General features: G+C 67.6%; 12 protein-coding genes. 7 read left to right on the forward strand and 5 right to left on the reverse strand.

Features of this window, described 5'->3' with window-relative positions; translation table 11 throughout:
* Window positions 1-109: 109 nt before the first annotated feature.
* Complete coding sequence (locus QN350_RS11905; RefSeq protein WP_322140356.1) at window positions 110-1,432, reverse strand: MFS transporter; 1,323 nt, start codon at window positions 1,430-1,432, stop codon at window positions 110-112.
* A gap of 5 nt (window positions 1,433-1,437) precedes the next feature.
* Window positions 1,438-1,914, reverse strand: a complete 477-nt coding sequence (locus tag QN350_RS11910) for a MarR family winged helix-turn-helix transcriptional regulator (RefSeq protein WP_323516423.1) — start codon at window positions 1,912-1,914, stop codon at window positions 1,438-1,440.
* A gap of 86 nt (window positions 1,915-2,000) precedes the next feature.
* Between QN350_RS11910 and QN350_RS11915 the strand changes: the two genes are divergently transcribed.
* Complete coding sequence (locus QN350_RS11915) at window positions 2,001-2,864, forward strand: alpha/beta fold hydrolase (protein ID WP_322138375.1); 864 nt, start codon at window positions 2,001-2,003, stop codon at window positions 2,862-2,864.
* 9 nt (window positions 2,865-2,873) lie between these two features.
* Window positions 2,874-3,923, forward strand: a complete 1,050-nt coding sequence (locus QN350_RS11920; RefSeq protein WP_323516425.1) for a biotin/lipoate A/B protein ligase family protein — start codon at window positions 2,874-2,876, stop codon at window positions 3,921-3,923.
* Window positions 3,924-3,961: 38 nt separating this feature from the next.
* Here QN350_RS11920 and QN350_RS11925 read toward each other — a convergent pair whose 3' ends face one another.
* Entirely contained in the window at window positions 3,962-4,318 is a 357-nt protein-coding gene (locus QN350_RS11925; protein WP_281533449.1) for a GNAT family N-acetyltransferase, read from the reverse strand.
* A 34-nt stretch (window positions 4,319-4,352) separates the two neighbouring features.
* Here QN350_RS11925 and QN350_RS11930 point away from each other — a divergent pair, with 34 nt between their 5' ends.
* Window positions 4,353-5,309, forward strand: coding sequence for a DNA-methyltransferase (locus QN350_RS11930; RefSeq protein ID WP_323516426.1), 957 nt, complete (start codon window positions 4,353-4,355; stop codon window positions 5,307-5,309).
* A 142-nt stretch (window positions 5,310-5,451) separates the two neighbouring features.
* Window positions 5,452-6,372, forward strand: a complete 921-nt coding sequence (locus QN350_RS11935) for an LLM class F420-dependent oxidoreductase (RefSeq protein ID WP_323516428.1) — start codon at window positions 5,452-5,454, stop codon at window positions 6,370-6,372.
* Window positions 6,373-6,505: 133 nt separating this feature from the next.
* Here QN350_RS11935 and QN350_RS11940 read toward each other — a convergent pair whose 3' ends face one another.
* Entirely contained in the window at window positions 6,506-7,534 is a 1,029-nt protein-coding gene (locus QN350_RS11940; protein ID WP_322138366.1) for a LacI family DNA-binding transcriptional regulator, read from the reverse strand.
* 304 nt (window positions 7,535-7,838) lie between these two features.
* Here QN350_RS11940 and QN350_RS11945 point away from each other — a divergent pair, with 304 nt between their 5' ends.
* The 3 genes from QN350_RS11945 (at window position 7,839) to QN350_RS11955 (ending at window position 11,307) form a co-directional block, all read left to right on the forward strand.
* Window positions 7,839-9,170 carry an ABC transporter substrate-binding protein gene (locus tag QN350_RS11945; RefSeq protein WP_323516430.1) on the forward strand — a complete coding sequence of 444 codons (1,332 nt, stop codon included), beginning with the start codon at window positions 7,839-7,841 and terminating at the stop codon, window positions 9,168-9,170.
* Window positions 9,171-9,253: 83 nt separating this feature from the next.
* Window positions 9,254-10,381: a sugar ABC transporter permease gene (locus tag QN350_RS11950; RefSeq protein ID WP_323516432.1), complete on the forward strand. Its 1,128-nt coding sequence runs from the start codon at window positions 9,254-9,256 to the stop codon at window positions 10,379-10,381.
* 86 nt (window positions 10,382-10,467) lie between these two features.
* Window positions 10,468-11,307 (forward strand): carbohydrate ABC transporter permease, encoded by an 840-nt coding sequence (locus QN350_RS11955; RefSeq protein WP_322140355.1) that lies wholly within the window; start codon window positions 10,468-10,470, stop codon window positions 11,305-11,307.
* Window positions 11,308-11,400: 93 nt separating this feature from the next.
* Here QN350_RS11955 and QN350_RS11960 read toward each other — a convergent pair whose 3' ends face one another.
* Complete coding sequence (locus QN350_RS11960) at window positions 11,401-12,081, reverse strand: NAD(P)-binding oxidoreductase (RefSeq protein ID WP_323516434.1); 681 nt, start codon at window positions 12,079-12,081, stop codon at window positions 11,401-11,403.
* Window positions 12,082-12,113: the final 32 nt, after the last annotated feature.

The raw sequence follows: 12,113 nt of genomic DNA on the forward strand, positions 1-12,113 counted from the left end.
AGCGGATGCCGAGGGCCGGGCTCCCGGCATCCGCTCGCCCCGGTTGCGGCCGGGAGCGAGCACACGGCCGTGCCCTGGCGCACGACACTGCTGCGGTGCGCGGGCGGAGCTAGCGGGTCGCCTCGATGATCGCAATCTCGCGGGTGGCGGTTTCGCGGTCGATCGGGGCGGGGTCGAGTCCGTCTCCGTCGTGGCGCACCAGGACATGCGGAAGCTCGCTGCGGCGGTATCGCACCCGCAGGCTGCGATACCTGATCAGCCAGAACAGCATGGCCCCAGCGGCCAGGACGCCCGACAGCGCCGCGACGCCGAGCGCCCACCGCGGGCCGAACTGGTCGGCCACCCAGCCGACGAACGGGGCGCCGAGGGGAGTGCCGCCGGCGAAGATGGCCATGTAGAGCGCCATCACCCGCCCGCGCATGGCCGGCTTCGTGGTGGTCTGCACATAGGCGTTCGCGGTCGTCATCAGGGTGAGTGAGAACAGCCCGACGAACACGAGCGAGACCGCGAAGCTCAGGTACGTCGGCATCACCGCGGCGATCCCGCAGGACAGCCCGAACAGCGCGGCGCCGGCGACCACGAGGCGCAGGCGGGGGCGACTGCGGCGTGCCGAGAGCAGCGCGCCGGCCACGGAGCCGATCGCCATGATGGAACTGAGCAGCCCGAACTCGCCGGCGCCCATGTGGAACTCGATCGTCGCCATGGTCGCCGTGAAGATCGCGAAGTTGAGCCCGAACGTGCCGATCAGGAAGACGGCGATCAGCACGACGATGATGTCTGGCCGATGCGAGACGTAGCGGAAGCCGGCCATCAGCTGGCCGCGCTTCCGGGGGGCCCGCGGCTGCGACCGCAGCTCGCTCGTGTGCAGCAGGGTCATCGCGAACACGGTCGCCGCAAAGGTGACGGCGTTGATCAGGAACACCCAGCCGGCGCCGACCGCGACCGTCAGGAGGCCGGCGACGGCCGGGCCGATCAGGCGGGCGCCGTTGAAGGACGCCGAGTTCAGTGCGACCGCGTTGGAGAGGTTGCTGTCTGGTACGAGCTCGGAGACGAAGGTCTGGCGGGCGGGAGAGTCGATGGCCGCGACGACACCGAGGCCGAGCGCGAAGAGATAGACATGCCAGAGCTGGGCGACGCCGGTCACGACGATCAGGCCGAGCCCCAGCGCGAGCACGCCCATGAGGCTCTGGGTCGCGATCAGCAGCTTGCGCCGGTTGAACCGGTCGGCGATGAGGCCGGACCAGGGCATCAGCAGGAGTTGCGGTCCGAACTGCAGGGCCATCACGATGCCGACCGCCGTCGCGTTGTGGTCGGTGAGCATGGTCAGGACGATCCAGTCCTGGGCCGTGCGCTGCATCCAGGTTCCGACGTTCGACACCAGGGCGCCTGCGAACCAGATCCGGTAGTTCGGGACGCTCAGGGAGCGGAACATGGCACTCAACTGTCGGTGAGCTCCTTCATGACCGTGATGGCCGCGGAGAGCACCGTGCGCTGCTCGGGGCTGAGCCGGTCGATGCGCACGGCGAGCCAGGCATCCCGGCGATTGCGGGTCTCGTGCATGAGCGTCCGGCCGGAGTCGGTCACCGTCAGGATGATCTTTCTACCGTCGTCTGTCGAACCCGCCCGGTGCACGAGGCCCGCCGCGACGAGCGCGGCGACGGTCCGGCTCATCGACGGCGGTGTCACGCGCTCGTGCTCGCTGAGTTCGCGGAGGGTGAATGGGCCGTTGAAGAAGAGCGAGCCGAGCGCGGAGAACTGGCTTGCGCTCAGTTCGTTGTCGGCCTTCTCCTGGCGCAACCGGCGCGCGAGACGGCCGTTGGCAACCCGGAAGTCATGGCTGAGTTCGGCAATGGTCGGCCGGTGGCCGGCGTGGGTGTCCGGCGGGGACACGGCCGGTTCGAGCATGGATTCCATAGCACAACAGTGTAACCGTTTAGCGATGCTAAGTATTCCCGGAATTCTGTCCCCGCGGGGCGTATCCGTTCTGCCAGACTGGCGGCGTGCCCACCTACACGGATGACTATGGCGTCGCCTTCGAGTACTACGTCTGGGACGTGCCGCGCCCGCGCGCCATCGTCCAGGTGGTGCACGGGGTCGGTGAACACGCCAACCGCTACACCGAGCTCGTCGGACGGCTGAACGAGGCCGGCTACACCGTCTATGCGGACGACCATCGCGGCCACGGCCGGACCGGGCTGCGGCAGTACGCGGGGGACGCGTCCCGGCTCGGGCGCCTCGGCCCTGGTGGGCTCCGTGCGGCCGTCGCGGGCGTGCACCAGCTGACCGGCATCATCCGCTCGGAACACCCGGACCTGCCCCTCGTCCTGCTCGGGCACAGCTGGGGTTCGTTCATGGCGCAGATGATCGTGAACGACCATGCGGATGACTATGCCGCGGTCGTCCTGACCGGAACCGCCTACCGCTGGCCGGGCTACCTCAACGGCGGTGACCTCAACGCCCGGCACAAGCACCTCGGAACGACCGGCGTCGAATGGCTCAGCCGCGATCCCGCGGTCGCGGAGGCCTTCGTCGCCGACCCGCTCACTACAACGACCCCCCTCGCGAAGCTCTTCGGCCTGCGGGAGGCCGCCCGACTCTTCGGCCGGCCGGCCCGCGGACTTCCGCCCGACCTTCCGCTCCTGATCCTGGTCGGCGGCGACGACACCGTCGGTGGGGAGCGCAGTGCGACCATGCTCAAGGACGCATACGCGCGTCGCTCAGGACTGCGTGACATTCGCCTCGTGGTATATCCCGGTGCACGGCATGAGGTGTTCAACGAAACGAACCGCGCAGAGGTCTTCGCCGATCTGATCGGCTGGCTCGATAGTCAGTTACCCCCTGGGGTCGGTGGAATCGACGGTTAGGCTGGCCTCATGCATGGTGAATACAAGGTCCCCGGTGGCAAGCTCGTGGTCGTCGACCTGGACGTCGTCGACGACACGATCATCAATTTCCGGCTCGCGGGGGACTTCTTCCTCGAGCCCGACGACGCCCTCGGGGCGATCAATGCGGCCGTGACCGGCCTCCCCGCGAGCACGGATGCCGCGAGCCTGGCCGCCGCCGTGCGCGCGGCCCTGCCCGCCCAGGCGGTGCTTCTCGGTTTCTCGCCGGAGGCGGTCGCGGTTGCGATCCGCAGGTCGCTCGCGCAGGCGAGTACCTGGCGCGACTACGACTGGCAGCTCGTGCACTCCAAGGCCGTGCCGCCGGTGATGCAGATGGCGCTCGACGAGGTGCTCGCGATCGAGGTCGGCGAGGGCCGGCGCAATCCGACGCTGCGGATCTGGGAGTGGACGGAGCCCGCCGTCGTCATCGGCAGCTTCCAGTCGCTCCGGAACGAGGTCGACGCCGAGCAGGCTGCAGCCCACGGCTTCACCGTCGTCCGCCGGATCAGCGGCGGCGGCGCCATGTTCATGGAAGCCGGCTCGGTCATCACGTACTCGATCTACGCCCCCGCCGCGCTCGTGCAGGGCATGACTTTCGCCGATTCCTACGCGTTCCTCGACGAGTGGGTGCTCACTGCGCTGCGCTCGCTGGGCATCGACGCGCACTACCAGCCGCTCAACGACATCACGAGCCCGACCGGCAAGATCGGCGGTGCCGCGCAGAAGCGTCTCGGCAGCGGTGCCGTGCTGCACCACGTGACCATGAGCTATGACATGGACGGCGAGAAGATGGTGCAGGTGCTGCGCATCGGTCGCGAAAAGCTCAGCGACAAGGGCATCACGAGTGCCGTCAAGCGGGTCGACCCGCTCCGCAGCCAGACCGGCCTCAGCCGTGCCGAGATCATCGACAGGATGAAGCGGACGTTCACGTCCCTGTACGGAGCCGTGGACGGGGACATCACCGAGGCGGAATACGCCGCGGCAGAGGCGCTCGTGGCGAGCAAGTTCGGCACCGACGAGTGGATCGCCCGCGTCCCCTGAGGCAGCGAGTCCGCGCGAATCGGCGGGACGAGCGCGCCCTACTGGCCGCGGGTCAGCAGGTCCTGGTATTCGGCGTGCTTGTCGATCCACGCGACGACGTACGGGCAGACCGCGACGACCGTCAGGTCGGTGCGCTCCCGCATGTCGTCGAGGGCGTGTTCGACGAGGATGCTCGCGAGGCCTTCGCCCCGGTGCCGGGGGTCGACCTCGACGTGGGTGAAGAGCACCCGCGAGCCCTCGATCACGTAGTCGGCGAAACCGGCAGTCGTTTCCCCGAACATCAGGCTGTACCGGGAGAGGGCCGGCTCGTGCCGGACGGTGGGCTGCGCGGAATCCTGCGTCGTCGCATCCGCCGGAGTCGTCGTCGATTCGGTCGTCGGGGAGTCTGTAGTCATCCCCATAGAGTAGGCCGACTGACACAATGAGGGAATGCCAACCGCGTGGTCCCCGTCCTCCCCCAACCGTGTCATCCGTGCAGACAACCTCGAAATCCTGCCGTCCCTCCCCGAGGGGGCGTTCACGCTGATCTACCTCGACCCGCCCTTTAACACCGGTCGCAAGCAGAATCGGCGCACGACGACGTCCGTGCGGGTGCTCCCGGCGAGCGAAGCACCCTCCGAAGCCGGCCTGGGCTCCGTCCCCCGGAATGGGGTCCCTGTGACTTCGCCCCGGGCGGGCGGTTTGGCGGCGGCCGGCACGATCACGGGATTCAAGGGGCAGCTGTACGAGCGGATCAAGGGCGACCTGCTCGGCTACGACGACCAGTTCGAGGACTACTGGGCGTTCCTCGAACCGAGGCTGATCGAAGCCTGGCGCCTCCTCGCCGAAGACGGCACCCTCTACCTGCACCTCGACTACCGAGAGGCGCACTACGCCAAGGTGCTCCTCGATGCGCTCTTCGGCCGCGACTGCTTCCTCAACGAACTGATCTGGGCATACGACTACGGCGCGAAGTCCAAGAACCGCTGGCCGACCAAGCACGACACGATCCTCGTCTACGTGAAGAACCCCCAGCACTACTACTTCGACTCGACGACCGTCGACCGCGAGCCCTACATGGCGCCCGGCCTCGTCACGCCGGAGAAGGTCGCCCGTGGCAAGCTGCCCACGGATGTCTGGTGGCACACGATCGTGTCGCCGACCGGCAAGGAGAAGACCGGCTACCCCACCCAGAAGCCGGTCGGCATCCTGCGGCGGATGATCCAGGCGTCGAGCCGCGAGGGGGACTGGGTGCTCGACTTCTTCGCCGGAAGCGGCACGACGGGCGCCGTCGCCGAGTCCCTCGGCCGCCGCTTCCTGCTCATCGACCAGAACCCGGAGTCCATCCAGGTGATGCGCACCCGGTTCGCCGCCCTGCCGGAGGTCGAGTTCCTCGACGCGTCCTGACCCGCAGGTACGCGGCCCGTACTTTCGGCCGCCGCGCTGCATGAGGTGTCGCATATCGAGGTTCGCGGGGCCTGCGAACGTCGATATGCGACACCTCAGGCATGAATGCGCGGCGATTCGGGCCGTCTGGGAGACTGAATGGATGAGACTCCGCATCTTCACAGAACCCCAGCAGGGCGCCAGCTATGACGACATCCTCGCGGTCGCGCAGGCGACTGAGGCGCTCGGGTTCGACGCATTCTTCCGCTCCGACCATTACCTGGCCATGGGCGGCAGCGGACTTCCGGGACCGACGGATGCCTGGACGACGCTCGCCGGACTTGCCCGCGAGACCAGCCGCATCCGCCTGGGCACCCTCGTCTCCTCGGTGACCTACCGGGCGCCGGGGATCCTCGCGATCCAGGTCGCCCAGGTCGACCAGATGTCGGGCGGACGGGTCGAGCTCGGGCTCGGCACCGGCTGGTTCGAGAAGGAGCACCTCGCCTACGGGATCCCGTTCCCCGCCAAACGCTTCGGCATGCTCGAGGAGCAGCTCGAGATCGTCACCGGGCTCTGGGAGACCCCGGTGGGTGGCCGGTACAGTTTCACCGGCGAGCACTACACCCTCGTCGATTCGCCGGCCCTGCCGAAGCCCGCCCAGGCGCGCGTTCCCGTGATCGTCGGCGGCGGCGGGGCGAAGCGCACCCCGGCCCTCGCGGCACGGTTCGCGACCGAGTTCAACCTGCCGTTCCCCGAGTTCGCGGACATCCCCGGCAAGTTCGCCGGCGTGCGGGCGGCGTGCGCGGCGGTCGGACGGGACCCGGGGGAGTTGCACTACTCCGTGGCGCTCATCGCGGTCGCCGGGCGGGACGAGTCCGAGTTCGTGCGTCGTGCCTCCGCGGTCGGCCGCGAGCCCGCCGAGCTGCGCGAGCACGGCCTCGCCGGTACCGCCGCGGAGGTCGTCGACCGCCTCGGAGCCCTCGCCGAGGCCGGCGTCGACACGGTCTACCTCCAGATCATGGACCTCGCCGACCTGGACCACCTCGACTTCATCGCCCGCGAGGTCGCACCCCAGCTCCCCTGACCGCGTCCAAACCCCGCTCGTCCCTCAGCTGAGGTGTCGCATATCGAGGTTCCGGGGCGCCGGGAACGTCGATATGCGACACCTCACGCAACTCGTGAGCGGGCGCGCGGGCGGGCGGATGCCGCGGAGCGGGTCAGGCGGACTCGCGCAGCACGAGGCTCGTCGGCATGATGTTGCGGTGCGGCACGGTCTCGTCGTCCGCGAGCAGGCGCAGGAGCAGGTCCGCCATCGCGAAACCCATCTCCTTCGAGGGCTGGCTCACGGTCGTCATCCCGATCGGCCCCGAGATGGCAGCGGGGCTGTCGTCGTACGCGACCACCGCGATGTCCCTGGGCACGGCGCGGCCCTGCTCGGCGAGGACGCCGAGCGCGCCGGTCGCCATCAGGTCGCTCGCCACGAAGAGGGCGTCGATGTCCGGGCAGCGCTCGAGCAGGCGCCGGGTGGCCGCTGCGGCACCGGCGGCCGTGAAGTCGGCGTGCTCGACGGCATCGGTCGCGAGGCCCGCGTTCTCGAGCACCCGGCGGAACCCGGTGAGGCGGTCGATACCTGCCGGCATGTCGACGGGCCCGGTGATCGTGCCGATCCGGCGCCTGCCGATGTCGACAAGGTGTTGGACGCCGCTCATGGAGCCCGCGATGTTGTCGACGTCGACGAAGTAGTTGTTTGCGCCGGAGTCATTGGTGGGGCGCCCACCGAAGACGACCGGCATTGTGGATTCGAGGTCGGCGACGAAGCTGTCCCCGGTGTGGTGCGAGATGACGAGCGCCCCGTCGACGTTGCCCGCGCGCAGGTAACGCATGGTCTTGTGACGCGGGTCAGTCGAGGCGACCAGAAGGTTGAGCGTGTAGTCGCTCTCATCGAGACGCTGGGTGATGCCCTGCACGACGGCGGCGAAGTAGGGATCGCCGAAGAATTTCGTCATGTCCTCAGGCACGACGAGGGCGACCGACTGGGTCTGCCGGCTGGCCAGTGAGCGGGCAGCGCGGTTGGGCACGTAATTGAGCCGTTCGATCGCGGCCGTGACGGACACGACGACCTCCGGCCGCACCTTGGGCGACCCGTTGACGACCCGGCTAACCGTGGCGCGGGACACGCCGGCCTCAGCCGCCACCATTTCGAGCGTCGGCTGCGGCGGACGCGCGTTGCGGACTCCCATTGTCATGGGGTCATTCTATTTGGGTGCGCGCGACCCGCTGGTACGCCGCGGCCAGGGCGCCGTCCCGAGGCGTGCGCGGGCTCTCCCCGAAGCCGCGACCGAACGGGTCTCATGTCGCCTTGACAAGGACTCGGTGGAGGACCTAGTGTTGCGTTGATCAGTGAGAGCGCTCTCATACCCTAAATGAGAGCGCTCTCACACCACGTCGGTGCGTGCCTCTCGCTGAGAGCCACTCGTCGGGCGCCGGTCGCTCGCAACACACATTTCTCGCCTTACACACACGCACAAACACGCACACAAAGGAGTGACAGTGAAGTTCTCACGACGCACCAAGGTCGGGGCAGCAGTATCCTGCGCCGCATCCTTCGCCCTCATTGCGACGGGTTGTTCATCGGCAGGAACCGGCACCTCAGCCGGTGCCTCCCCGGTCGAACTGACCGTCACGACGTTCGGCACCATGGGCATGGATGCTCTCTACGCACAGTACGAGGCCTCGCACCCCGGCATCACCATCAAGGCGAACAACATCGACACCGGCGCCAACGCCCAGACGGATGCCTTCACCAAGATCGCGGCAGGAAGCGGCCTCTCCGACGTCCTCGCCGTCGAAGAAGGCTGGCTGGGCGCGATTCAGAACGTCTCGAGCCAGTTCACCGACCTCAAGGCCTATGGTGCCGATTCGGTCAAGGACCGTTGGGTGTCGTGGAAGGTCGCCCAGGCCACCGACAAGGATGGCCGCATCATCGGCTACGGCACGGACATCGGCCCGGAGGGCATCTGCTACAACAGCAAGGCCTTCGCAGCAGCCGGTCTTCCGACCGACCGCGCCGCGGTCGCGACCCTGCTCGGGGGCAGCGGCTCCACCTGGGACAAGTACTTCGCAGTGGGCGAGCAGTACCAGAAGGCAACCGGCAAGGCGTGGTTCGACCAGTCCGGCTTCATCTGGAACTCGATGGTCAACCAGCTCCCCGAGGGTTACTACACCAAGGACGGCAAGCTCAACGTCGAGAACAACGCAGATCTGAAGTCCGCCTGGACGAAGCTCGCCGCCGCGAACGCGGCCGGCCTCTCCGCCAAGCAGAGCCAGTGGGACTGGAACAAGGGCACGTCGTTCACCGACGGCACCTTCGCGACCTTCATGTGCCCGGGCTGGATGCTCGGAGTCGTCCAGGGCCAGGTCAAGACCGCCGGCGGCGACGCCGTTGGCGCGACGGCCGGCTGGGACTTCGCCGACGTCTTCCCCGGAGGAGCCGCCAACTGGGGCGGTTCGTTCCTGACCGTTCCGACGCAGTCGAAGCACCCGAAGGAAGCCGCTGAACTGGCCACCTGGCTGACCGACGCCAAGCAGGAAGTCGCCGAGTTCCAGACGGCAGGTGCGTTCCCGAGCGTCACGGCCGCCCAGACCGATCCTGCACTAGCCGCGGGGACCGGCATCTCGGCGTTCTTCAACGACGCACCGCTCGCATCCATCCTGAGCAAGCGCGCCGACGGCGTGAAGGCCCAGTACAAGGGACCGGATGACTCCACGATCCAGGAGAAGGTCTTCGGACCGTCCACGATCTCCCTCGATCAGGGCGCGTCAGGCGACAAGGCCTGGTCAGACGCCATGACGCTGTTCAACCAGCTCATCGTCAACAAGTAGGCACGTAGCCAGCATCCGCTTGCCGGGCCCTCCCACGCCGCACTCCGGCGCAGGAGGGCCCGGCATGAATGCAGAAAGCCACCATGACACTCACACGTGAACCAGAACTCAGCAGCCCGCCGCGGCCCGACCGCACCGGTCGCAAGAGCGCCCTCACCTACAGACATCGGCTCAGCCGCCTGGACGTGAAGCTCTCGCCCTACTTGTACATCTCGCCGTTCTTCGTGCTCTTCGGCGTCGTCGGCCTGTTCCCGCTGGTGTACACCTTCGTGGTGTCGCTCAATAAGTGGAACCTGCTGAGCGGCCCGGGGGAGTGGGTCGGCTTCGACAACTACGCCGCCGAGCTGAACGACCCTTTGTTCTGGAACTCGCTGTTCAACACGATGAGCATCTTCCTGCTCTCGAGCATCCCGCAGCTGATCGCCGCGACCTTCATCGCCGCGGTCCTGGACCAGAACCTGCGAGCCAAGACCTTCTGGCGTATGAGCGTCCTGATCCCGTACGTGGTGACCCCGGTCGCCGTCGCCCTGATCTTCTCAAACATGTTCAGCGAGCAGAACGGCATGATCAACCACCTCCTCAGCTTCGTCGGTGTCGATCCGGTCATGTGGAAGACGGATGTCTTCCCCAGCCACATCGCGATCGCGAGCATGGTGAACTGGCGCTGGACCGGGTACAACGCCCTCATCCTCCTCGCCGCCATGCAGTCGGTGCCGCGCGATATCCACGAATCGGCTGCCCTCGACGGTGCCGGATTCTTCCGCAGGTTCTTCTCGATCACGCTGCCGAGCATCCGCCCCACCATGATCTTCGTGATCATCACCGCCACCATCGGTGGCCTGCAGATCTTCACGGAGCCGCGCCTGTACGACGCGACGACCCCGACGCCGGGCGGCGCCCACCGGCAATTCCAGACCACCGTGCTCTATCTATGGGAGATGGCGTTCCAGCGGCAGAACTTCGGCAAGGCCTCGGCCGTCGCCTTCATCCTGTTCATCATCATCGTGGCGTTCGGCGTGCTGAACTTCCTCATTTCTCAGCGCATCGCCACCACTGATTCCCGCACGGACGTGAAGTCCGCGAAACGGGTGCTCCGGCGCAAGGCCGCGGCCGACCGGGAGGAAGCCCTGGCGGCATCCACCGCGGGCATGCCCGTTGATTCCCCTCCATCCAGCACGCTTCCCTCCGGCGCGAAGGAGCCCAGATCATGACCGGCACACTCACCCCCACTCCCACCGAGCCGGTTCGCCCGGCCCGGCTCGTCAAGCCCCGTGCCGAGAAGAACCCCGCGGGACGGATGAAGGGCCACAAGGGCCTGGGGATCGACAGACGACCCGGTTTCCTCACGTACGGCATCCTGCTCGCCCTGTTCCTCGGTGGTGCGTACCCGCTCTGGTGGTCGGTCGTCGTCGGCTCGAGCTCGTCATCCGTCTTGAGCCAGGAATGGCCGCCGCTCCTCCCGGGCGGACAGTTCTGGGTCAACGTCGCTGCCGTCTTCGACACGATTCCGTTCTGGCAGGCGCTGCTCAACAGCGTCGTGGTGTCGACGATCATCACGGTCTCGGTGGTCTCGTTCTCCACGCTCGCCGGCTACGCCTTTGCGAAGCTGCGCTTCCGCGGCAGCAATGGACTGATGGTCTTCGTCGTCGGGACGATGGCGATTCCCACCCAGCTCGGGATCATCCCGCTGTTCATCCTGATGCGCCAGTTCGGCTGGACCGGTACCGTCGGTGCCGTCATCATCCCGACCCTCGTCACCGCGTTCGGTGTGTTCTTCATGCGGCAGTACCTCGTCGACGTCATCCCCGACGAGCTCATCGAGGCCGCCCGCGTCGACGGCGCGAACATGATCACGACGTTCTGGAACGTCGCCGTTCCCGCGGCACGACCGGCGATGGCGATCCTGTCGCTGTTCACCTTCATGATGGCCTGGACCGACTTCCTCTGGCCGATGATCGTGTCCCCGCAGAACCCGACACTCCAGGTCGCGCTCAGCCAGCTCCAGTCCGCCAAGTACGTGGACTATTCCGTCGTGCTCGCCGGCGCCGTGCTCGCGACCCTGCCCCTGCTGATCCTGTTCGTCCTGGCCGGCAGGCAGCTCATCTCCGGCATCATGGCGGGCGCCGTCAAGGGCTGATCGTCGCCCGACCAGAAACGCGAAAGCGGGTGAATCGTCGTTCTCAGTGTTCGAGAACGACGATTCACCCGCTTTCGTGTACTTTCGATCCGATCAGGCGAGCGCGGCGACCGCGGACGGGACCGGCGTGCGGCCGGAGACCAGGTACAGGGTTTCGAGGGCGCCGGAGCCCGAGGCGATGAGGGCGGCGAGCACCGCCGCGACGTCCGCGCGCGGGATCGTGCCGCGTACCTCGGGAATGCCCGGTCCGGTGTGCTGGAGGCTGACGAGCCCGGTGGCCGGGTCGTCGGTGAGGGTGCCGGGGCGCACGATAGTCCAGGTGAGGTCGCGGCGCACGAGATCCTCTTCGGCGGCGAGCTTGGCCTGAAGGTAGGCGAGCATGTCTTCGGGTACTTCGGCCGGCTCGGCCCCACCGCGCACGAGGTCCACCCCGGTCGATGAGACCTGCACGAAGCGTGGGACTCCGGCGGCCTGGGCGGCATCGGCCAGCAGCACGGATGCCCCGAGGTCGACGGACTTCTTGCGCGCGTCGCCGCTGCCCCCGCCTGCGCCCGCCGCGAACACGGCCACGTCTACCCCGGACAGGGCCGCCGCCAGCTCGGCCGCTGTCGAGGACTCGAGATCGAGCACGACCGGGGTGGAGCCGTCGGTGCGGAGGTCCTCCGCGTGAGTCGGGTTCCGGATCAGTCCGATCACCTCGTGACCGTCCGCAGTGAGGTTCCGGGTCAACAGCCGGGCGATCTTTCCGTGGGCACCTGCAATAACAATACGCATCTGTTTGACAACGCCGCAGGGACCTCACAAAT

Source organism: Cryobacterium sp. 10I5 (genome assembly GCF_035019865.1).
Classification (GTDB): Bacteria; Actinomycetota; Actinomycetes; order Actinomycetales; family Microbacteriaceae; genus Cryobacterium; species Cryobacterium breve_A.